The 20,061-nt window shown below is 68.2% G+C and carries 19 protein-coding genes and 5 pseudogenes; 12 read left to right on the top strand and 12 right to left on the bottom strand.

What is annotated here, in order from left to right; genetic code table 11:
• Positions 1-120 precede the first annotated feature (120 nt).
• The 3 genes from IO33_RS48775 to IO33_RS45195 all read right to left on the bottom strand — a co-directional run bounded on the left by IO33_RS48775 (position 121) and on the right by IO33_RS45195 (position 3,273).
• The gene (locus IO33_RS48775) at positions 121-543 is read right to left on the bottom strand and encodes a hypothetical protein (protein WP_245236060.1); all 423 of its coding nucleotides are present in this window, start codon (positions 541-543) and stop codon (positions 121-123) included.
• A 1,330-nt stretch (positions 544-1,873) separates the two neighbouring features.
• The gene (locus IO33_RS0141220) at positions 1,874-2,716 is read right to left on the bottom strand and encodes a DUF4097 family beta strand repeat-containing protein (RefSeq protein WP_031174230.1); all 843 of its coding nucleotides are present in this window, start codon (positions 2,714-2,716) and stop codon (positions 1,874-1,876) included.
• A gap of 86 nt (positions 2,717-2,802) precedes the next feature.
• The gene (locus IO33_RS45195; RefSeq protein WP_245236059.1) at positions 2,803-3,273 is read right to left on the bottom strand and encodes a toxin-antitoxin system HicB family antitoxin; all 471 of its coding nucleotides are present in this window, start codon (positions 3,271-3,273) and stop codon (positions 2,803-2,805) included.
• Between the two features lie 178 nt (positions 3,274-3,451).
• Here IO33_RS45195 and IO33_RS51545 point away from each other — a divergent pair.
• The 3 genes and pseudogenes from IO33_RS51545 to IO33_RS45185 form a co-directional block, all read left to right on the top strand.
• Positions 3,452-4,795 (top strand): annotated as a pseudogene (locus IO33_RS51545) (telomere-associated protein Tap); the annotation flags it as partial.
• A gap of 683 nt (positions 4,796-5,478) precedes the next feature.
• Positions 5,479-6,615: a methyltransferase gene (locus IO33_RS0141205; RefSeq protein ID WP_031174229.1), complete on the top strand. Its 1,137-nt coding sequence runs from the start codon at positions 5,479-5,481 to the stop codon at positions 6,613-6,615.
• A 246-nt stretch (positions 6,616-6,861) separates the two neighbouring features.
• Positions 6,862-7,164 (top strand): transposase, encoded by a 303-nt coding sequence (locus IO33_RS45185; protein WP_157858071.1) that lies wholly within the window; start codon positions 6,862-6,864, stop codon positions 7,162-7,164.
• A 64-nt stretch (positions 7,165-7,228) separates the two neighbouring features.
• Here IO33_RS45185 and IO33_RS0141195 read toward each other — a convergent pair whose 3' ends face one another.
• Positions 7,229-7,450: a hypothetical protein gene (locus tag IO33_RS0141195; protein WP_078964149.1), complete on the bottom strand. Its 222-nt coding sequence runs from the start codon at positions 7,448-7,450 to the stop codon at positions 7,229-7,231.
• A gap of 164 nt (positions 7,451-7,614) precedes the next feature.
• Here IO33_RS0141195 and IO33_RS54365 point away from each other — a divergent pair.
• Both IO33_RS54365 and IO33_RS51925 read left to right on the top strand, forming a co-directional pair.
• Positions 7,615-7,788 (top strand): annotated as a pseudogene (locus IO33_RS54365) (IS701 family transposase); the annotation flags it as partial.
• Positions 7,786-7,914 (top strand): annotated as a pseudogene (locus tag IO33_RS51925) (IS5/IS1182 family transposase); the annotation flags it as partial. The pseudogenes IO33_RS54365 and IO33_RS51925, both read left to right, overlap by 3 nt.
• A 65-nt stretch (positions 7,915-7,979) precedes the next feature.
• Here IO33_RS51925 and IO33_RS0141190 read toward each other — a convergent pair.
• The 3 genes from IO33_RS0141190 to IO33_RS45175 all read right to left on the bottom strand — a co-directional run bounded on the left by IO33_RS0141190 (position 7,980) and on the right by IO33_RS45175 (position 10,050).
• On the bottom strand, positions 7,980-8,708 hold the full coding sequence (locus tag IO33_RS0141190; protein ID WP_031174227.1) for a DUF2625 family protein: 729 nt from the start codon (positions 8,706-8,708) through the stop codon (positions 7,980-7,982).
• A 341-nt stretch (positions 8,709-9,049) separates the two neighbouring features.
• Positions 9,050-9,430, bottom strand: coding sequence for a hypothetical protein (locus IO33_RS45180; RefSeq protein WP_051927296.1), 381 nt, complete (start codon positions 9,428-9,430; stop codon positions 9,050-9,052).
• On the bottom strand, positions 9,427-10,050 hold the full coding sequence (locus IO33_RS45175) for an RNA polymerase sigma factor (protein WP_031174225.1): 624 nt from the start codon (positions 10,048-10,050) through the stop codon (positions 9,427-9,429). The genes IO33_RS45180 and IO33_RS45175 overlap by 4 nt, the downstream gene beginning before the upstream one ends.
• 351 nt (positions 10,051-10,401) lie before the next feature.
• On the opposite strand from IO33_RS45175, the gene IO33_RS53250 reads away from it, so the two are divergent.
• The 5 genes from IO33_RS53250 to IO33_RS45170 all read left to right on the top strand — a co-directional run bounded on the left by IO33_RS53250 (position 10,402) and on the right by IO33_RS45170 (position 13,464).
• Entirely contained in the window at positions 10,402-10,719 is a 318-nt protein-coding gene (locus IO33_RS53250) for a DUF6192 family protein (RefSeq protein WP_425348005.1), read from the top strand.
• 66 nt (positions 10,720-10,785) lie between these two features.
• Positions 10,786-11,334 carry a hypothetical protein gene (locus IO33_RS0141170; protein ID WP_157858069.1) on the top strand — a complete coding sequence of 183 codons (549 nt, stop codon included), beginning with the start codon at positions 10,786-10,788 and terminating at the stop codon, positions 11,332-11,334.
• 22 nt (positions 11,335-11,356) lie between these two features.
• Positions 11,357-11,899, top strand: a complete 543-nt coding sequence (locus tag IO33_RS0141165) for a hypothetical protein (RefSeq protein ID WP_157858068.1) — start codon at positions 11,357-11,359, stop codon at positions 11,897-11,899.
• A 5-nt stretch (positions 11,900-11,904) separates the two neighbouring features.
• The gene (locus tag IO33_RS0141160) at positions 11,905-12,306 is read left to right on the top strand and encodes a hypothetical protein (protein WP_031174221.1); all 402 of its coding nucleotides are present in this window, start codon (positions 11,905-11,907) and stop codon (positions 12,304-12,306) included.
• 294 nt (positions 12,307-12,600) lie between these two features.
• Entirely contained in the window at positions 12,601-13,464 is an 864-nt protein-coding gene (locus tag IO33_RS45170; RefSeq protein ID WP_107069507.1) for a hypothetical protein, read from the top strand.
• A gap of 108 nt (positions 13,465-13,572) precedes the next feature.
• Here IO33_RS45170 and IO33_RS0141150 read toward each other — a convergent pair whose 3' ends face one another.
• From IO33_RS0141150 to IO33_RS53915, 4 genes and pseudogenes are all read right to left on the bottom strand, one after another.
• Positions 13,573-14,406, bottom strand: a complete 834-nt coding sequence (locus tag IO33_RS0141150; RefSeq protein WP_037687328.1) for a hypothetical protein — start codon at positions 14,404-14,406, stop codon at positions 13,573-13,575.
• A gap of 83 nt (positions 14,407-14,489) precedes the next feature.
• On the bottom strand, positions 14,490-15,032 hold the full coding sequence (locus tag IO33_RS50895) for a hypothetical protein (protein WP_157858067.1): 543 nt from the start codon (positions 15,030-15,032) through the stop codon (positions 14,490-14,492).
• 248 nt (positions 15,033-15,280) lie between these two features.
• Complete coding sequence (locus IO33_RS0141145) at positions 15,281-15,868, bottom strand: hypothetical protein (RefSeq protein WP_157858066.1); 588 nt, start codon at positions 15,866-15,868, stop codon at positions 15,281-15,283.
• A gap of 164 nt (positions 15,869-16,032) precedes the next feature.
• A pseudogene (locus IO33_RS53915) lies at positions 16,033-17,940 on the bottom strand (Tn3 family transposase); the annotation flags it as partial.
• Positions 17,941-18,020: 80 nt separating this feature from the next.
• Between IO33_RS53915 and IO33_RS48740 the strand changes: the two are divergent.
• Positions 18,021-18,833 (top strand): annotated as a pseudogene (locus IO33_RS48740) (IS5 family transposase).
• Here IO33_RS48740 and IO33_RS0141125 read toward each other — a convergent pair.
• Complete coding sequence (locus IO33_RS0141125) at positions 18,825-19,199, bottom strand: winged helix-turn-helix transcriptional regulator (protein WP_031174217.1); 375 nt, start codon at positions 19,197-19,199, stop codon at positions 18,825-18,827. The pseudogene IO33_RS48740 and the gene IO33_RS0141125 sit on opposite strands and share 9 nt — an antisense overlap.
• Before the next feature lie 74 nt (positions 19,200-19,273).
• Between IO33_RS0141125 and IO33_RS0141120 the strand changes: the two genes are divergently transcribed.
• Positions 19,274-19,957 carry an NADPH-dependent F420 reductase gene (locus IO33_RS0141120; RefSeq protein ID WP_037687323.1) on the top strand — a complete coding sequence of 228 codons (684 nt, stop codon included), beginning with the start codon at positions 19,274-19,276 and terminating at the stop codon, positions 19,955-19,957.
• The last annotated feature ends 104 nt before the right edge of the window (positions 19,958-20,061 follow it).

The raw sequence follows: 20,061 nt of genomic DNA, 5'->3' as shown, positions 1-20,061 counted from the left end.
ACGCTTGTGGAGCGCCGGTAAGACGGGCACACCTGCCCGCGCAGCGCGGTGAAGCAGGAAGCCCCCGGAAGGGTCAGACGACCCAGGCCGGAATCCCTGTACGTTAGGCCAGGGAGCACGTCAATGCGTACCGCTTGATGGCGATCGAAAGCGAGCCACGATCTGGTGTGCGTACCGATCCTCCGGGCCGAAGTCCTGGACCGCTCGATGGGCCTCCTGGTCCCGATTTGTCTCACACAGCAGCCGAACAAGGACATACAGAGCGTCACGGTCACCATCTTTGGCGCGGCTACGCAGAACCGCCTCCATCCCCTGAGCGCGAAGCGATCTGTTGAGTCTCCGACGTGCATGGACGTCCGTGAGAGCGAACTTCGTGAGTTCGGAGAACCGCTCCGCACGGGCGAGCAAATCAATGTGCCACAGATGGTTGGCGTGCATATGGTGATCGGTGGAGTAGCACTCGGCATGGGCACTTACCAACGCGATGGCCGCGTCCCAATCCCGGCGCTGTTCGGCTGCCCGGGCTTGCTCGAACCAGTCCACAGGACGAGTATCGCGTAGCGCTGTCTCGTACAGCATGGTGGGAGTGGTCGCAGATGAAGGTCCGCGAGGCCCAAGCACCTACCACAGCCCTCCAAAAGCTCTCAAAACAACCCCTCAAGGGGTACGGAGGGGGCGACCTGTGGATCGTTGGCCGTCCGGTGCGGCAGCAGGTCTGACTGGGGCACGTCCGAGCCGCAGCGTGTAGCCCGCGGGTCCGGGTTCTCTCGCTGATTCAGGTGACTCTGGAAGGCTCGAGCCGACGTGGTGAGCTGAGGGCTGTTCAAAAGCAGGGAGCCCCGGCTGTTGCCGGGGCTTCCTAAGCCAGGCGGGCAGACTTCACAGAGCGCCCTCTCGCCGGTCGGTCACGGTGATTCCCGGAGGAACAGGGCTCCGCAGCTGTGACAGATCGGCACCTGTCCTGTGCCCCACAGGTCAACGGATCGCACCGCCGATGCCGGATCCAGGTCTCGACCACACATGGCTGTGCTGTCCGTTCCGCGCACGACGTGCCAAGTCTTGACCGACGGATCGGAATCCTCGGGTGAGCTGCCGTCAGCGTATTCCGCTCGAAGTTCGTGCTCCATCGAAGGCTCCCTGTCGCTGATCACGGGCTGGGCGGCCTTGCCTCTGCTGGTGGAGGCAAGGCCACGGGCACTCTATGGTGGGCAGCCTCTAAAAGGGGCAGATGCGGAAATTGTGCGCCCTCCCGATGTCCACCATTCGTGTGACCGGAGAGCGGTAGTCCACGCAGGTCAGCTCCAGCCAGCACGACTGACTTCGTCGTCAAAGAACAACTGGCGTACAAACGCTGCTGCTTGACGTGAACGAAGCCACCCTCGCCACCCCGTGCAGTGGGAGGTGGAGGCGTTGGAGCCGGCTGAACCCCGGCGCCTGGTCGTCATCGCCGTCGCCGCGTACGTCGACCGCGACGTCCCGCCCGGCAGGTCGCTCGCGAGGAAGACCAGCGCCGCGCCCTGGGACGCGGCTGGGGGGAGGACTGTCCCAGCACTGAACGGGTGCTTGGAGGTAGTCAGGTGAGTGCTGGTGCCGGTGCCGGGCGCAGTGATGCGAGCGGGGATCTCCAGCCTTTCTCCGTCGCACGCCGCGGCTCCCAGTCGACTTCGGGGTGGGCGGGGATGACCGGGTCGACAGACTGCGTGAAGCGGACCCGGCCGAGCCGGACCTTGTGGTCGCAGCCGGCCCGGCGCGAAGCCGACAAGTTCGCGGAATCTCGCGCTGCTTGCGCAGGAGCCTAAGGGTCGCCCTGGCTGATGTAGAAGGCTGAAGTGGTGGTGGGCAGGGGCCGGTCGAGGAGGTGCGGAGGTGGGGGTCAGGCCCGGGCGCGGCGGATGTCGATGTTGCCGTACGTGGTGCGGGCACGGATCTTGACGGCGTCCTCGGTCTGCTCGGGGGCCTCGGACGCGGTGAGCGCGTTGCGTACCTGGCCGGAGTTCGAGCTGACGTCGAGCCAGGCGGCGGTGCCCTCGCGGATGCCGATGTCGATGGCGCCGTAGTTGGTCTCCAGTTGGACGGTGCCGCGGGCCACATCGTCCACGCGCAGGGTGCCGTGGGCGGTGGTGGCGGTGACCGAGTCCTCGGCGCGCCGGATCTCGATGTCGCCGTTGGCGCCGCTCACCCGCAGCTCGCCGGTCACGGCGCCGACAGTCGTCGTGCCGTGCGAGTTCTTCAGGACGGCGGGGCCGTCGATGACGCCGACGCGCAGGCTGCCGGAGCTGGTGGTGATCTCGGCCATGCCCTCGACCCGGTCGACGGTGATCGAGCCGTGCGACGCGGTCAGCTGCAGCGGGCCGGTGGTGTCGAAACGGGCGTCGCCGGACGAGGTCTTCACACGGACCTCGCCGAGCCGGCCCTCACCGAGCACCTGGGCCCAGGCGCCGGTCATGTCGATGCACGAGTCCGTGGGCAGTTCGACCGTGACGTCGACGGTGCCGGTGCGGCCGAACAGATTGGATTTCGGCGTCCTGACGGTCAGAAGGCCGCTCGCGTATCCGACCTCGGTCTGCTCGGCCGCCCGCACGTCCAGGTCCTTCTTCGGGTTGCGGGGCCGCACCTCGACGACGGTGTCCACGCGGTCGCTCGCGGTGAACTGGATGGAACCGGCCTCCACACGCGCCGTGACGGCGATCGCTTCGGAGGTGTCGAAAGAAGGCATGGCTGTCCCGTCCTCTTGAGTCTTTTGGGCGTCCCCGCTGGTGGGACGTGGTGTGGGTGAAGTGGCACGGTGTGGGCGGGGCGCGGCTAGCGCACCCAGCCCGTGAAGCTCTGTCCGATGGTCTGGCTCTTCTCCGTCGTACGCGGCTGGGTGCCGCCGTCGACCGCGGCTGACACGGCACGCACCAGCCAGGCGTTGACCGACAGCCCCTCGCGGCTTGCGGCCTCCTCGGCGCGCGCCTTGAGGTGGGCCGGCAGACGCAGGTTGATCCGGGCGGTGCCGCCTTCGTCGCCCTCGGCCGGGGCTGGGCTCCTGAACGCTTCGACGGGAGCCGGCTCCGCGGGGGCGCCGCCGAAGGTGGGCGGCGGTGTCACCACGAAGTCGGGGTCGAGCCCACGTAGCCGTACGTCGACCGAGCCGGGGGCGAGTTCACGAGTGATCTCGTCCATCGCGGCGGAGAGCACGTTGAGCATGGTCAGACGGGTCGCCGACTCCAGGGCAGCGGTGAGCCGCTCGGCCAGCTCGCGGGCTTCGTCGCCGCCGGTTTCGGCGGCCATCGCGAGTTCGCGGCGGAGGGTGTCGACCTACGGCGTGAGGTCCATGACGCCATAATGGCGCCATGATGGCGCCACATGCAACCCCTTGATGGCACCCAGCATGACCCCGACCCGAGGGAAAGCCGCCTTGAACTGCGGAAACACGAAAAGGGTGGGCCTCGTCATTAGGTGCCATAAGGCAGCCACCGTCGACCCGCGCTTCGAGAACGGTCCGCTGGCCGTGGTCGACGTCGACGAGGACGGCCATGTCCTGGCGTACTGCGTCGGCGGCCTCGTCCTGGAGGTGCCCGCCAAGTCACCGCCGTCCCTGATCGTGCGGACGCTGGCCGAGGCCTGGCTCGGGCAGGCCCGGTTGCACCGCAACGGCCGCGACGCCGACCCGGTCCTCGTCCTCACCCCGGCCGCGCTGATGACGCCGCGGCACCGCGGCCGTCACGGGCCTGGAGCTGATGACCGCTGTGCCGCCGACCCGTGCCGAGAAGGACCCGGTCACCGGCGGGTTCAAGCAGACCTTCAACACGGACGCGCTCACCGCCGTGTACGACGTGGTGGAGTGCCAGGTCACCGACGAACGCCCGGTCCTCAAGGGCAAGTTCGCCCGGCACCACCTGCGTACTCCGGCCGAGATGCTGATGGAGGAGCCCTACGACTGGTGCCGGCCGCTGACCGATGAGGAGTGCACGCGCCGGTACCTGGTCGCGATCGACATCAACATGTCCTTCGCCGCGGCCGCCAACGGGCTCACGGTCGGGCTGAACGGGCCGACCTACCTGACCGGTAACCCCCCATTTCGACCCGGCTCTGCCCGGCTCATGGCTGGTGGACCTCACTCACGTGGACCTGTCCCGCGTGGACGTCGGCGGTCGGACGGTCGACGGTGAACGGCTCCCGAGCCCGTTCACGCCGAAGGGTGACTGACCCACCGGCCCGGCGTGGTACGCCACACCCACCGTGCAGTGCGCGGTGCAGCTCGGCTTCGAGGTCGCGCCGATCGAGGCGAACGTCCGCACCCAGACCGGCCGGTACTTGGACGGCTTACAAGCGGCTGCGCGACGCGTACGTCACCACGATGGCCGGCCTCGGCGTCATCACCGACCTGTCCGGCCAGGAGTTCATGGACGCGATGGCCCGCTTCCAGCAGGTGGACCCTGGCACTCCTGGTGGGAGCGATCAAGGCGACGGCCAACGGGGGCATCGGCAAGCTGCGCCAGCGCAACCGGGGCCAGGTGCCGTACTACGAGCCGTGGCCGGCGCTCGCGCGGGAAAAGCGGCGTCCGGACATCCGGGTCGCCGTGCTCGCCAACCAGCGGATCGATCTGCACCGCAAGCTGATGAAGACCGCCGCGGCGGCCGGCCTGTACCCGGTTGCGATCGGCACGCTGCCGTCGTCTACCCCTCGCCCGGCCCGTCCCCGCTGGACGTACTGCCGCACACCCCGGAGGGCAAGCCGCTGCCCGGCGGCTTCCGGCTCGGCATCTCGCCCGGGATGGTCAAGCACCAGGGCACCCAGACCGTCCTGTGGCGGAAAAGCAATTCGAGGAGCACGGCAGCGTGTTCAACGTCTCCAACCTGATCAAGAACGACCCGAGGGCTGGAGTAGGGGAGTAGCCGATCATGGCGGGCTCGATCGGGGGCAGCCTGGACCGTGCGCTGGAAGGGGCGTTCACCCGCCCCGCCCCCAAGAGCGCCCAGGCGTGGCGCCACGGAACGGCAGCTCCAGCGGATCGCGGCCGAAGGCCTCGCTCAGACGTACTTCCGCGCCAACAACACCCGCGCGCACGGCCTGGCGTGGAGTTCACCGACATCGAGCAGATCGGGATCGAGCTGTAGCAGAGCCCTGCACAATGCGTCTTGTTCCCGGTATTGCCGCTTCCGGGGACAAGGCGTTTCACATCTCGGGATCCCGTGCCGGGGGCGCAGGGCGGCGAGCCGCTCGCGCGAGCGAAGCGCCGTCTTGACGATGCCAGGGCTGGTGATTTGGCAGCCGAGCAGCACTTGTGCGAGCCTGCTGCCACTCCTCCGAAAGGGCTCACCCCGATGCTCGGCATGGTTGTCTGGGACGTCCGCTCTCGCGCTTCGACGCGAGAGCGGTAACGGCCACCTGCCTCAACGCACGCGCCTGTCCGGTGAACAGGCGCGGGTTCAGTCTGCTCCTCGTCGAAGTGCTCTTCGTGCCCCTGCACGTTCGACCACGAGGAGTACGTGGTGTCCACCATCCGCTGGACCGAAAACCACGCCCACCAGTCCGTCCGCTGGCATTCCGAGAACGCCACCCCTCTTCCCCGGCGAACCGTCGTCGCCGACGACCGGATGAAGGCCAACGACGCCTACCGGCAAGCGTGCGAAGGAACGGCCCTGCTTTGGCGAGGCGACTTCCACAACGCCCGGCAACTCCTACAGGCGATGGGCCGCCGCATCGACCGCACGCCGCCCAGGTACAGCACCTCCCCGAGCGAGAACTTCCATCTGCACCGACGCAGCAGCAATCACCGAGCCCGTGTCCTCGGAAAGCTCCTGGTGGTGTTGGACGACGACTACACCTTGACGTTGCGCCGAGCCCCGAACGTCCGCCCGGCGTGCCTGGAAGCGTACGGTCCCTCAAAGGGGCCCATGGCGGTCTCTCTGCGGGAACTACTAGGAGTGATCGGTGCTCACCAATGGCGCCTGAAAGGGATCGACGTGCCGGCGCTCGGGACTCGCATCCACCCCCACTACGGCGTTTTCGCACCCGTCAGAGGCGAGTACGTCGACCTGGTCGCCCACACGCCACTGCCGCCCGCGACCCGGGACAGTCCCGCCACCAGTACGGCATTCGACCTCGGCACGGGCACCGGCGTCCTCGCCGCGGTCCTGGCCCGCCGCGGTATCAACCGCGTCGTGGCCACCGACATCAGCCCCCGCGCCCTGGCCTGCGCCAAGGAGAACGTCCACCGGCTCGCTCTGACCGACCGTATCGAGGTGTCAGGACCCGGCCTGTTCCCCGAAGGTAGCGCCGACCTCGTCATTTGCAACCCACCCTGGCTCCCAGCCCGTCCGACCGGCCCCATCGAACAAGGCGTCTACGACCCGGACAGCACCATGCTCCACAGCTTCCTCGCCGGACTGTCCGCCCACCTCCGGCCAGGCGGCGAGGGCTGGCTCATCCTGTCCGACCTGGCAGAGCACCTCGGCCTCCGGACACGTCAGCAGCTGCTCGACGCCATTCAGGCAACACAACTTCGCGTCGTGGAGAAGATCGATACCACGCCCCGGCACCCACGCTCCAAGGATGCCGCTGACCCACTCCACACAGCACGAAGCGCCGAGACCACGTCCCTCTGGCGTCTGATCCCGGCACCATGACCGGCACCTGGACCACGCAACCGCATCGCGCCTCAAAGGGGGACGCAGCGGCAGAACACCAGGACGAAGCGCCGTGGCAGAACCTCGTCGCCCGCCTGGTGGAGGTGGTGCACGAGGTGAGGGCCTGGGCCGCTCGCGGGGCGGGCTCACCACCACGCTCCATCTGAGCGCGGACGGCCGCCGCCGCTCGCTGTCCCTGATCGTCACACCGGGACAGCGGGCGGACTGCACACAGTTCAGCTCGCGTTGGAGAAGGTTCGCGTCCCGCGGATCGGACCGGGCAGGCCGCGCAACAAGCCTGACTGCCTCGCGGCGGGCAAGTCCTACAGCAACGGTCTCCGCCGCAACTACGTGCGGGGCCTGGGGATCCGGCACACGATTCCGGAGAAGACCGACAGCCAGGCCGCCCGCCTGCGCAAAGGGTCACGCGGCGGACGGCCACCCGGCTTAGACGAACAGCGGTACAAGAAACGCAACACCGTCGAACGGGCGATCAACCGGCTCAAACACGCCAGAGTTGTGGCCACCCGCTACGACAGGCGTGGCTAACGTCTTCCTCGGGACCGCGACTGCCGCAGCCCTCGTCATCTGGCTCCGCTCGTGAAGGCCAGAATCAGTCCTCGTCCTCAGGCAGGTGGAAGTAGACGGTCCCCGACCGCCAGGGGCCGTGCTCGGTCATCTCCGACTCGATCACCACGTCCTGGATCTCGACGGGGCCCAACGCCTCGATGGCATCGGCCAGCCGCCGCAAGAGGGCCGGAACGCTATCGCAGCCGGGGCCAGCGGGGTTGGCCTGCGAGAAGTGGCGCACGGTCCAATGCGTCGGGGTATCCATCACGGACCGATCGTAAGTCCTGCCATCGCTCGGTCAGCAAGCGATGGCAGGACCAGGAGGCACATCCAGGACAGACGAGAGGGTGATCGACCGGACAAGTCCTGGTAGTGCTTCGTTACGTAGAGTGATCTCACCTGGTGGTGGGCATTTTGGTGGTGTGAAGCTTGGGGGAAGTCGAACGGCTCCGGGGCGAGTTGGCGGAGTTCGTTGCGGATGTCTTCAGGTCGGTGCCGCGGCGGGACCAGCGGCGATGGGGTGAGTGCTATCTGCGGGGCCTGATGCTGGGATGGCCGTCGCAAGTCGGTCCACCGATGGCTGAGCGGCTGCCGGACGGCGACAAGGGGTACGACTACGACCACCTGCGCTGGTGGCTACGCTCCCGGAACATCACCCCGCGCATCGCCCGCAAGGGCGTCGAGTCCTCCCAGCGCCTGGGTCGTCACCGATGGACCGTGGAAAACACTTCCTCGCCTTCGCCGGCATCGCCGCCGCGCTCATCTGCTACCGGCGTCTGGCTGCGTGAGCCGGTTCATGCGACTCCGAGGAACCCTGGGTCGGTGCCGTCGAACTGCAGGCACGAATCGCGGCTCAGCCCCAGGAGTTCCGCCATGGGCACCGCATGGCGACTGGTCGCCAGCAGGTCCTGGCGGGCCTCGGCCGACCACAACGGCGGGAAGAACGACAGCCCCTGTCGGCCGTTCAGCACGGACACCTCGCTGCGCCAGCCGTCCCACCGCAGGCCCCCATAGAACTCCTGGAGCCCTCCGGAGAGAATCCAGGACAGCCAGGCCGAGTGCCCGGCGCCCAGCGCCTCCCAGCCAAGGGAATCGGGGGCGAAGTAGAGGATTTCGCCCGGCCCGCCGGGACGACCGGCCTCACCGGGATTTCCGCCATTGAGGACGAACACCCCACCCAGCACATCGTGCGCAACCACGAGTCCCGCCCCTGGCCGCCAGGCCGGATCGAACGTCGAGGGCATCGCGTTGATCTCGGCCAGGCCCGGCAGCCTCTCGGCGTGGGCGTCACCCGGGCTTCCGAAGATCCGCAACCAGCCGCTGTCCACCAGCAGACCGCCGCTATTCAAGACAATCCCGCCCAGATTCGACCGGGCCGAGACCTGGAGCTGCAACAGCGAGGCACGGCCTGTCTCGGCATCGCCGGGCAGCACCTCAACTGGTACGTCAGTGCCGGACAGCTCCTGGAGAAGGAGCGGCCAGGCTGGATCATCGACGTTGAGCAGCTCATCGACCTCGCGCATCCCCGCATCGTCGCACCAGCACTGAAGACGCAGTCCACCGGGGCACCTTCACTTCGACCCACCAAACGAGATGATCTCTTACCCGTCTGCTGACAGCCCGGCCCGAACTGGGCAGCTAGCGGCTCGCGCTCGAGTACCTGGACCACCAAGCGGCGGCTGGAGAACACCATACGAGCGTCCTGCAGGCCCACAGCTTGGGGGACGCAGGCGGGAGCTTGCTCTCGAACCCTGCTCCCGCGCGAGTGTTCAGCGACGATCTGCTGATGCCCCGTGGCAACGGTCGGCATCCGACACCTGCCATGCGTCCTGGACGAGTCATTCCGAATGATCAGTGGGCGTGGTCACCGGGAAGTAGCCGGGACGTTGATATCGGCTGTCGACTCGTCCCTGGCCTCGGCCGCCGTGTGCGCCTTGGTGAGGGTGCAAACGCCGTCCACACACTGGCTCTCCAGACGTCCGAGGGAGATGGTCTGTGCCAGGCCGACCATCCAGCAGGTGGGGCAGCCGCGGAAGGCAATCAGGGCCAACGGGGCCGCCAGCAGGGTGGCTGGGCCGGCGACGGGCACCAGGGCGACCGAGCCGATGATCAGCCCGAAGCCGATGGCGCCGCGCGCTAGATGGCGCGAGACGGACTTGCTGGCGAAGTTCATCTCGGGCGCGGCGTCCTGGGCCTTCGCGCCCTGCGAGGGCTTCACTGCGTTCGCGACGTTCACGGTGTTCACGGTCGTGAGACTCCTCCGACTGGTTGGTCGATAGCTTGATCGCGCGCCTGATCGGCGGCTTGACCGAGTGGTTGGTCTGTCACCGCCAGAGAGTGACGCAGTGCTGCGCGTGCCCTGTGCAGCCGCGACTTCATCGCGGCGTTGCTCAGACCGAGCGAATGGGCAACGGTCTTGCCGGGCAGGCCCTGTACGTCCCGCATGATCAGAACCTGCCGCTGGTCACGGGGAAGGACGCTCACCGCAGCTGCGATCCGCTCCGCCTCCAGCCTGTGCAGCACCGCGTCCTCGGCGGACGGTTCCGCAGTCGCCTCCGGTTCGGCTGTCGACTCGTCGCTCCGTGAGACGAGCAGCCGTACCTGCCGGAGGCATTCGTTGCGCACGATCCGGAACATCCACGAGGCAAGCGCGCCAGTGGCCCGCAAGGTGCCGATCTTCCGGTAGAGGATGATCAGCGCCTCCTGTGCCGCGTCCTCCGCGTCCTGCGGTGAGGCACAGAGCGATATGGCGAACTTGCGCACATGAGGCTGCGATTTCATGACGACGGTGGTGAGCGATGTGACGTCGCCGTCCTGAGCGGCCTTGATCAGCCGCTCGTCCGGCCAAGTGAAGCGTTGGTTCATCTGAGACTCCTCCCCGGAAGGCGCCCTGCGGGCAGGTGCTGGTCAGCGTCGGCTCTTGTAGCGCCGCATCAGGTGCCAGCTGCACGCACCCATGAGTAGGGCTCCGATTACTACGAGGCTAGTGACCATCGTTGGTGGTTCCTCCTAGTTCTGCCGGCCCGTTCGGCCGGTACACAGACAAGAGGCGGGGAGATCCGAAAAGGATTCGCCTCCGGCCGAAGTCTCTTTGAGCCCACTTCCCCCAGCGGCTCGGCCTCGTGTCGCCCACGATCTCTTCGCTGTGGCCGCGAGGGACTGGCCTGTGTCCCTCTTGCCGTCGCCTGGCTGCATGCGCAGCACCCGGCCGACGGCTTGGACGAGGTCCAGCATGGAGCTGCGGACGTCGGCGAAGTAGACGGAGTCGCAGCTTTTGGTGTCGACGCCCTCGCCCCGGACGTCCTGCGCCGTCCTGCGGTCGGTTGCGAAGACCGCGCTGGCTGGCAAGGTGAAGGTCGTCGAGGAACTGACCAGGACGAGAGCGTCGCCACCGAGGTGACGACGGCTCTGCTGCGCCGCCCGGACGCCGCGTTCAAGGCGATGGGTGACGACACGGCCCGCCACTGGGGCAACCGCGCCCAGGCGGCCAGCAGGCCCGCGAGGACTTCGAGGAGAACCCATGAAGGCGTGTGACCGCTGGGTGAAAGAGCCATCGTGGTGGGCCATTCTGGGCAGGCCACCATCTGTTCTCAGGCGGTCATGCGCAGCCTCTCGTCCCAGCAGCAGGAGTCGCCCAACCATCCGTTGTCGTGTCGGTGGGCGGTGGCCTGGAGGATCTCACTGCCGCAGGTCTTGCACGTCGCCAACTGGGCATCGACGCCGGGCGCTTCGAGCGCGATGGCGATCGGCTCATCGGTCGGTACTTGCGCCGTCCCGGCGGCGGAGTGGGACGAGGCGGAGGCCGGGGCGGGCGCCGTCGCCTCCGCGGACGAGCGGGTGCAGGCGCTGTCCGCGCTGCTCGACGCCTGCACCGGGTCGGGCGAACTCGACCGCGCCGTAAGGCTCGCCCGGACGCTGCGCACGGCGGCCGCCGCCCTGGAGGACTGGGGCAGCCGCACGTACACCGATCAAGCGGAGGCGTCACGGCAGGACCATCCCGCGACGGCACCGGACTGGCTGCTGCGGACGGCGCGGGCGGCCGACCGGTCGGCGCTGCTGACCCGCGGCGTCACCCGCAACGCCCGGGCACTGGCGCTCGCCGCGCTGGCGCACGCGACTGCCGCGGCCCGCCCGGCATGCGGCCGCTGAAGCGGAGGCAGCAACCGGTGACGTGACGCCACCGGCCCGCCGCGCGCGGACGCTTACCGTGCTGGCCCGGGCCCACGCACGCACCGGTGCCGTCGAAGAGGCCACACGGCTGGCCGAACAGGCGGAGGTTGCCGCTCGCCTGATCGCACGTCCGCACGAACTAGCCCGGTCGCTGGTCGCGTTGGCGCTGGCACTGGCCGACGCCGGGTACGGCGAGCGGGCCGGGCAGGCCGCCGGCACCGCCGTCCGGCTCTCGGCCGTCATGACCGATCCCGCGGGTGAGCACGTGCCCCGGATATCGGCTCTCGTCGAGGTGGCGTGGTGGCTCGCCTGCGCGGCGATGCACGCACAGGCCGGGGAGGTGATCGCCAACGCCGAGGTGGTGGCGAGCCGCATCGCGGACCCGGTGGGACAGGCCGAGGCACTGGTCGCCCTCGTGCACGTGCTGAGCTCGGCCGGGCTGTCCGAGCAGGCCGCGGGCCTGGCCGACCAGGCCGTCAGGCAGGCGTACGTGTTCTCCCGTGCCGTCTGGCACACCCCCCCCACGTCCAGGGTCGGTTGCTGACGGACATGGCGTGCGCCCTCAGCGCGGCCGGCGAGCCGGTCCGGGCCCGGGACGTCGCTGCCCTGATCAGCCACTTCCCGACCCGCCGGATGGCTTTCGCCTATCTCGAGAGGGCGCCACGGGGACCCGGGGCCGCCTCGGCCGACCCGCTGCGGGCGGCTCTCGCCGGTACCGCCGAGCAGGTCCGGCAGGCGGCCCGCCAGGCGTACGGCGCGGCCGTGCGGGGCGACCACGGGCGGCCCGCCGACCTCGTGGCCGGACTCCTGGCGGCCGGCCGGCTCACCGCTGCCGTCCCCGCGCTCGCCCTGGTCGACCGCGAGGCCCTCCGCGGGGGCCGCCGACGACCTGCTCGCCAGCCTCGGCAGGGTCCTCGCGTGAGCTCCGCTGCACCCTGGCCGCCCGCGTGACCGATCTGCTTTCCGTAGACGGCGCAAGCGTGGCCCAGACGCTCCAACCCCTCACCGACGTTCTGGCCGGTGCGGAAAACCCCTACCGCGTCTTGCAGTGGCTGCGCCGAAGACCCGCCGCCCACCTCTTGGGACGTCTGGCTCGCGATCCTGGAGTCCTGAACCATGAGTCCCTCGACACGCTGCCCCAACGGTCTGTCACCGCCTACGTGCGCGGGCTACTCGTCCCCGCTGGCATCTTGCCGCCGCGCGACGAGAATCTCGCCCTGCTCACCAGCTGGGTCGCGCGGGACCGTGGCCGAACTCCCAGCGCGTCACGCCAATCTCATCCGTCCGTTCGCCGAGTGGCACATCATCCACGACGCCCGCCGGCGCTCAGCCCGGGGCCGTTACACCTACGCCGCGCACAAAGGCGACTGCGGCAACATGCTCGCCGCCATCGACTTCCTGAACTGGCTCGGCCCCCAGCACCTGAGCTTCCGTCGACTCCAGCAGCCGCATCTGGACACCTGGGCGACCGACAGGCCAACCCTGCGCACCCGTTCCATCCCCTTCCTCCGCTGGAGCACCGCACGACGCCTCTGCCCGCCAGGTCTGGCCATCGAGCACCCAGCCTCGCAACTCCCCGGCCATTTCCAAACCGAGGACGAGGCCCGAAACGAGCTGCTGCGCTGCCTCAACGACACCGCGCTGCCCTTGGACGTCCGCCTCGCGGCCGCTCTCGTCCGTCTCTACGCCCTTCCTCTGACCCGAATCGTCGAGCTCACAGAGGACCACATCAGCCGTGACCAGGAGCACACCTACCTGGCGGTCAGCCAGCACCCCTTCGTGCTCCCCCCGAAGCTCGCCCGTCTCATCGACGATCAGCTCCGCCACAGCACGCCCCGGCACAGCACCACGGCCGGACGAAGGTACCTCTTACCCCGACAAAGCCCTGGACGCCCGCGCAACCCCCTCGGCCTCGCCGACACACTGCGACACCACGGTCTGCCTGCCCGCGCAGCTCGGAACACCGCCATGATGGACTCACTGGCCGACCTACCGCCCATGGTCATCGCCGATCTGCTCGGCATCCACCCCAAGACAGCCGAACGCTGGGCCACGCTCGCCGGCGAGAACTGGTCCGAATACTTGTCATCGCTGACGTGTCCGGGCTGATCACCCGTGATGACGATCTTTGAAAATGGCTCTGGCCGCAGACCCGGATGCTGTTGGTGATCTCTGGCGGCGCCCTGTCGTGTGCTGTCTGTCGAGTGGGCGACGGCCTCAGCAGCTTCCCATCAGGTCGGTCAGGAGAAATGCCTCGGCATCTTCGCGAGGGCGTGAAAGGTACAGCGTCGTGTGGAAGCAGCCGTGCGTCTCCTTCCCGTGGGGATCTTCGCCGGCCGCGGTCACTGCGTCTATGGCGTATTGCTGCTCGTCCGCGTCGGCGAAGCGGCGTTGCGGGAATGTTCGCGTGCTGTCCCTTTCTGTGACCAGTCCGTGCGAGGCCAGGCATGCGGCAATGGACTGGTAGGAGCCGGTGCGCAGCACGAAGGCGGCAACCCACACCGGATCGTGGGCACAGGCCAGGAGCTGTTGGAAAGTACGAGGGGACAAGAAGCTCGTCCCGCCGGTGATCGTGATCAGCCGGGCGCGTTTCGCGGCGCGGCACAGAGCCGCAGATGCGGTCGCGGTTTCGAGGTTCTCGTCGAACCCTTCCTCCAACAGGCCGACTGCGCGGGCGTAGGCGATGGCGTTCGTGGCCGCGTCGAGTCCGATCACCCGGACCGCGTCAGGGCGCCGTCGAGCCGCGTAATAGGCGCGGTCCCACTCGATCAGCTCGGCGGTGGTGAGCGCAGTGGCCTGCGGCGACGTGTAGTGGGCATACAGGTCATCCAACGTCACTCGATGGTTGAGCAGGGCGGCGTTGATGCCGTATGAACAGCAGATGTCCAGCATCGTTGACGGTTCTGCCGACTGGGCTTCCGGCTCGCAAGCCGTGAGCACACGACGGAAGATGCTCTGAGCGTGGTGGGGTGTTTGGTACTCCAGCGGGCCCAACACGCGGAAATAGGCCCGAGGGTCCGGCTGATCATAGATGCCGTCGAACTGTGTCATGCCTGCGGTGATAGGAACAGCCCTCGACTGCGAGGCGCTGACCTCGGATGTTGCTCCGCTGTTCCGCGCATTGGCCATCGCACTCATGCTCCTCGCTCCGACTGGGCCCGCAATACCGCAAGACTGAATGACCACGGTGCGGAGCGGGAACAGGGCGGAGATGAAACCGGCCATGCACCACTGCCGTCCCAGGCGAAGATCACCAACAGCATCAGTTCCGTCATGGCTGAGATCAGAGGGCGTCGGTGAGCCGGATCGGCGTCATGAGAAGGAACAGCTGGACGGGCTCGGTAGTCGCAGATCCGGCGGCGCCGCTCAGGGGTGGCGCCGATCTCGCTGTCAAACCAGGTCAGGCCGCCGCAGTCAGGTGGAACTCCGCCAGCGGCGGTCCCGATGACGAGGCTGGACGTGGAGCTTAAGGCACTCTTCCCGACCGGCCGGGCCTGACGCCCGCCCTTGACCGGATGCAGCCCCGCCACCTGCCCGTATCCGAGAGCCTGCGGCACCAGCGTCACCGCGAGCGCGAACCCGGCCACGACATTTTTGCCGATCTGTCGCACCGGATAGTGCCGTAGCTGCGCGAGGAGCGGAAACGCGTCCGTCACGGATACACGGCGTGCCGTCATTGGGTCATTCTCGGTGGCTCGGACGCATCGTCGGCGGGTGCGACCGTGCGTGTCAGAGCACCGTTCGCCGCTGCGGCCCAGCCTCACGCCTGTCGTGGACCACGGCCCGCCATCGCGGAACCGACCCCCAGGGTCCTGCCACCGGGCCGCTCACGGACTTGCTGCCGCCCGGCCGAACACCGCCAGTGATGTCTGCATGTGACCTCAGCCTGGCCGGCTGCTCACTTCAGTCGTCGGCGACGCCCTTCTCACCGTCGGTGAAAAGGTTCTCCGCGGGCACAGTGGGCGGGGGAATTGTTGCCGCTCACGTCGAAGTCTGCGCAGGTGAGGAACAGGTAGTTGAACTTGCCGAGCAGAAAGGCCAGGATGCCGACGACGACCGTCGCTGCAACGGCTCCCAGACGTTGCAGTACAGGCAGCGCGGCATAGTCAGGCACCAGGATCCAGGAAAGCAGCCATGTCAACATGGGGGCGCCTACCAGGGTGAGAACCGCTTCGAAGTAATGCAGGTACGGAAACCCGTGAGTCTTCGGTGCCGCGATGGCCAGGACGACCCAGACCGAGGGAAGGGACAACGCGACCCAGCCACCCCAAGGCAGCGCGCCCCTTCTACGGAAAGCCAGGCCCGCGAGCAGTACTGCGGTGGCAGCCGCCCAAAGCGCCAACACGTTGTCGAAGAAGACCCCGGCTTTATGCGCACCCAGCGTGAAGGCGGGCCACCAGATGACGAGCGTTCCGCCTACGGCCGCCGTCGCCGTGGCCCGCAGGGCGGAGTCGAGCCCCCGCATGCTTCGTTGCCGCCCCGAGTCCGGGGCAGGGGATGCTTCCTCGGCCATACGGTGTGCGTCCCCGATGATGAGTAGCGCGCACCGCACGTTCATTGGTTCGGATCAGTAGCCTCCGTGGTCTCCCCGCGGTTGCTGCATCGAACCCACCAGGTCACTCTGTGCCCGTCCACCTATCCAGCAGGTGCTTCACCCCCACAGAGGTCCCGAGGCCCTCACTCCTCACCCTCTCCGGCCCGGACGGAGGCTGTGAAGCTGTAGCGGCCCAACACGTTGAGGTTCTTGTGCTTCAGCGGGGAGAGCCGCGCGACGTCGTCGTAACGGATCTCGTGGCCCTCGGCCCGCAGCTGGACGACAGCGGCGTCGACGTACTTCGTCGTCCACAGCACCACGGCGTTCAAGACCAGGCCGAGCGAGCCGAGCTGGTCCTCCATCCCGTCCCACGCCTGGTGGATGGTGCCGCGCCTGCCGTGGCACACCTCCCGGACGAGCTTGTGGCGGGACTCCTGCACGGTCAGCTGCCGGTTCATCTGCCGCCGGTAGGTGTCGTCCACCGGGTCGACCACGGCCAGCAGGTGCAGGGTTTTGGCGATCCGCCCGTACTCGGCGAACGCCTGCCCCAGCGGCGTGGGGCGACCGTCGCGGCCGAACATCCGCAGCAGGTCATAGGCGCGGACCTGGTTGGTGACCAGGGAGCCGGCCACCCGTGGCATGTCCGGCCAGTGCGTGATCACCTAGTTCAGATTGACCCGGTTGCGGGCGATGTCCTCCAGCGGCCCGTACGTCCCCGCCTCCACCCCGGGCAGGCTGGCCCGCCAGAACCGCTGGTCGTCCAGGTCGCGGAAGCGCGGGCTGAAGTTGTAGCCGAGGATCTTGAACAGGCCGAACACCATGTCGGAATAGGAGGCGTTGTCGGTCGCCACCATCTCCGGCTTCACCGCGCCGTCCAGGTTCAGCAGCGCATCCAGGATGTGCAGCGAGTCCCGCGGGGTGCCCGGCACGACCATCTGCCCGATGCCCGCGACCTGGTCGCTGACGGCGTTGAGCCAGGTGATGCCGCGCTTGAAGCCGAAGTACTTCGGCGACGGGGCGGCGTTGATCGTGCGAACGGGGACGACGAACCGCAGCCCGTCCACCGACGCCAGCAGCCCATCCCCCCAGTACCGGACGATCGGCACCTTGGCCTGGGCGGCGATCAGCGCGGCGTTCGCCGCGGCGATCGTGTCGCTCCGCAGGTAGTACTGGTCGACGTGGACCAGCCGGGAACGGGTCAGGGCCTCGATGGCCGGGTTGACCACCGGGGTCAGGCCGATGTTGCACGCCTCCGACACCAGCAGCGCGACCACCGACGTGTGCAGGTCCTTCATGCGGGTGGTGCCGTCGCCCAGGTGCACGAAGGTGTCCAGGAACCCGGTCCAGCCGTGCACCTCGAACAGCAGGTCCGGCAGATCCACCTTGGGCAGCATCCGCTCCACCCGCCGGCGCAGCCAGCGCAGGCTCTTGGGCTCGCCCAGCGCGCCGAGCGCGTCCACGTTCAGCTTCGCCCGCCCGTTGGGCTGCATCCACCAGCTGCGCGGGCAGCTCCCGGTCCACGCGGGCCGCGGCCCTGGCAACGGTGGCGTGCAGCCGCCTCTCCGCGATTCCGCGGACCTCGGAGACCTGCCGGGCCAGCACCGAAACACCAGGCAGCAGCACCCGGTTGCGGCGCAGCCAGCCCACCTCCTGGTTGAACAGCGCCACCGGCCCCTCGGCGTGCGTCCACGCCCGCCCTGCAGGAAGGTGCGGAACTTCCGGCCCCACTCCGCATCGTCGTACTCGTGGTACTCGTAGGCGTCCCGGATCTCCCACGCGTGCTCGTACGCCGTCTTCGGCCGCCCCGTGTACCGCTTCACGCACGAGGGGTCCTCGATGCCGAGCTGCTCGGCCAAGTGCTCGACCACCGGCCACGGCACCGCGAGCGGATCGTCCGGCAGGAACCGGCCGATGTAACGGACCGTGCACATCTGAAGGGCGAACCCGAGTCGGTGGTGCTTCGTACGCCGCAGCGCAATCAGATCACGGTCAACGTCGTCCAGGAAGAAGAACCGCTCCAGCTCCGGACGCGTGGGCTCCTCGACGAACTTCCCGTACGCCGTAGAACTCCTAACGAAATGATCTTCGAGTTGGTTGGATCACTCCCGGACCGTTGATCTGGGGGTGCGGGGTGGCTCGGCCGAAGCCGTGGGAAGTCGACGACGAGTTGTGGGCGGTGATCGAGCCGCTCCTTCCCAAGGTGGAGCGGCGGACACGGCATCCGGGACGCAAGCGGCATCCGGACCGCCTGGTGTTCCAGGGCATCCTGTTCGTACTGCATACAGGCGTCGCCTGGGAGCACCTGCCGCAGGAACTCGGCTTCGGATCTGGAATGACGTGCTGGCGCCGCCTGGCCGAGTGGACTGAGGCCGGGGTGTGGCCACGGCTGCACGAGGTGATCCTCGCCAAGCTGCGCGGTGCGAATGCTCTGGACTTCTCCTGGGCGGCGGTCGACGGCTCCCACATACGGGCGTTAAAGGGGGCTCCAAGACCGGACGAAGCCCTGTTGACCGGGGCAGGACGGGCAGCAAGCATCACCTGATCACTGACGCCACCGGCATACCGCTCGCCGCCACCTTGACCGGCGGCAACCGCAACGACGTCACCCAGCTGATCCCGCTCCTCCAAGCCGTGCCGCCAGCTACGTGGCAAGCGCGGCCGGCCCCGGCGCCGCCCTGACGTGGTCCTGGGCGACCGCGGCTACGACCACGACAAGTACCGCCGCCTGGTCTGGGGCCTCGGCGTGAAGCCGCTGATCGCCCGCCGCGGCACCGGGCACGGTTCGGGCCTGGGCACCCAACGCTGGGTAGTGGAGCGCGCGTTCGCCCATCTGCACTGGTTCCGCCGACTGCGGATCCGCTGGGAGATCCGAGACGACATCCACGAAGCCTTCCTCACCCTTGGATGTGCACTGACCTGCTGGCAGCGCCTGCGCTCACTCTGAGGAGGGCTGGATCGTGGCGGTGCATTCGGCTTCCTGTGCGGCCATGAGCTCATCGCCATGCTCGAAGGCCCATGCTCCGACAGCGTCGATGGGTGCCAGCAAAGTCCGCCCCAGGGCGGTGAGTTGATACTCAACGCGCGGTGGCGCTCCGGGGTGTTCCTGCCGGTCCACCAGTCCGTTGGACTGCAAGCGCCGCAGCGTCTGGGTGAGGACCTTGGAGCTGATTCCCCCGATCTGGCGGCGTAGTTCGACCGGGCGTCTGGGACCGTCGCGCAGTGCCCAGAGCACGACGGCGTTCCAGGTGTTGGAGAGGAGGTCGAAAGCGAGGCGGGCACGGCAGTCGGCGAGGAAAGTGTCGGTCGTCACGTACCAAATGGTGCCCGATGGGCCCTCTAGCGTCGTTGCGAACGGTCCAAGCAGGTCCTGGGAGGAAATGCGTGATGAGAATCGGCGTACTGGGCACGGGCAACATGGCGGACGCGCTCGCCACCCACTGGGTGCGGGCCGGGCACGACGTGGTCATCGGTGGGCGAGACGTGCACAAGGCGGAGCGGCTCGCGACGCGCCTCGGAGGCAGCGCGAAGCCGGCCAGTCTGCGTGCGGCGGCCGAGTTCGGTCAGGTGGTGCTGGCCGCGCTGCCCTTCGGCGCGGGGGCGAGTGTGGTGAGGGAACTGCGGGCGGTCCTGGACGGCAAGGTGCTGCTTGACTGTTCCAATCCGGTCGGTCCGGGCTTCCGGCTGCTGACACAGAGCGGCCTCTCGGCCGCACAGCAACTGGCCGCGGCGGCGCCGGGAACTCATGTGGTCAAGGCGTTCAATCTCTGCCACGAGGACGTATGGCGCATGACGCCACCCGTCTTCGACGGGCGGCCACTGGCCGTTCCGGTCTGCGGAGACGACGAGACGGCCCTCGCACTCGTACACCAGTTGGTGCGGCAGGTCGGCTGCGAGCCCGTGGTCGGCGGCGGTCTCGAACGAGCGGGACTCCTGGAAGCGACCGCCGCGCTCTTCATCGGGCTATGGGTCGGCGAGGGAGCCGATGCCCAAGCAATCGCACCCCCGCTGGCCTATGCCGCCGGACCGGGACACGAGGAATCAGAAGAGACCAAGGGGGCTTTTCGTTAGGAGTTCTTAGACCGTGTCCTACATGGCAGTTGGTCGTTGGGCTGCGTATGGGGCGGGGTACGTGGAGTTGGATTGTTCCGGACGGCTTGTGGGAGATCGCCAAG

Source organism: Streptomyces durhamensis, from assembly GCF_000725475.1.
Taxonomy (GTDB): domain Bacteria; phylum Actinomycetota; class Actinomycetes; order Streptomycetales; family Streptomycetaceae; genus Streptomyces; species Streptomyces filipinensis.
This window is presented reverse-complemented; position numbering and strand designations above follow the sequence as displayed.

Excerpts from the sequence above, each read along its gene's own strand:
- IO33_RS0141145 (WP_157858066.1), bottom strand. The coding sequence starts at position 15,868 with ATGGCCGAGGAAGCATCCCCTGCCCCGGACTCGGGGCGGCAACGAAGC.
- IO33_RS0141150 (WP_037687328.1), bottom strand. The coding sequence starts at position 14,406 with ATGACACAGTTCGACGGCATCTATGATCAGCCGGACCCTCGGGCCTAT.
- IO33_RS0141220 (WP_031174230.1), bottom strand. The coding sequence starts at position 2,716 with ATGCCTTCTTTCGACACCTCCGAAGCGATCGCCGTCACGGCGCGTGTG.
- IO33_RS0141195 (WP_078964149.1), bottom strand. The coding sequence starts at position 7,450 with ATGGATACCCCGACGCATTGGACCGTGCGCCACTTCTCGCAGGCCAAC.
- IO33_RS50895 (WP_157858067.1), bottom strand. The coding sequence starts at position 15,032 with ATGACGGCACGCCGTGTATCCGTGACGGACGCGTTTCCGCTCCTCGCG.
- IO33_RS45175 (WP_031174225.1), bottom strand. The coding sequence starts at position 10,050 with ATGAACCAACGCTTCACTTGGCCGGACGAGCGGCTGATCAAGGCCGCT.
- IO33_RS0141190 (WP_031174227.1), bottom strand. The coding sequence starts at position 8,708 with ATGCGCGAGGTCGATGAGCTGCTCAACGTCGATGATCCAGCCTGGCCG.
- IO33_RS0141160 (WP_031174221.1), top strand. The coding sequence starts at position 11,905 with ATGGCGTGCGCCCTCAGCGCGGCCGGCGAGCCGGTCCGGGCCCGGGAC.
- IO33_RS0141120 (WP_037687323.1), top strand. The coding sequence starts at position 19,274 with ATGAGAATCGGCGTACTGGGCACGGGCAACATGGCGGACGCGCTCGCC.
- IO33_RS0141170 (WP_157858069.1), top strand. The coding sequence starts at position 10,786 with ATGCGCAGCCTCTCGTCCCAGCAGCAGGAGTCGCCCAACCATCCGTTG.
- IO33_RS45195 (WP_245236059.1), bottom strand. The coding sequence starts at position 3,273 with ATGGCCGCCGAAACCGGCGGCGACGAAGCCCGCGAGCTGGCCGAGCGG.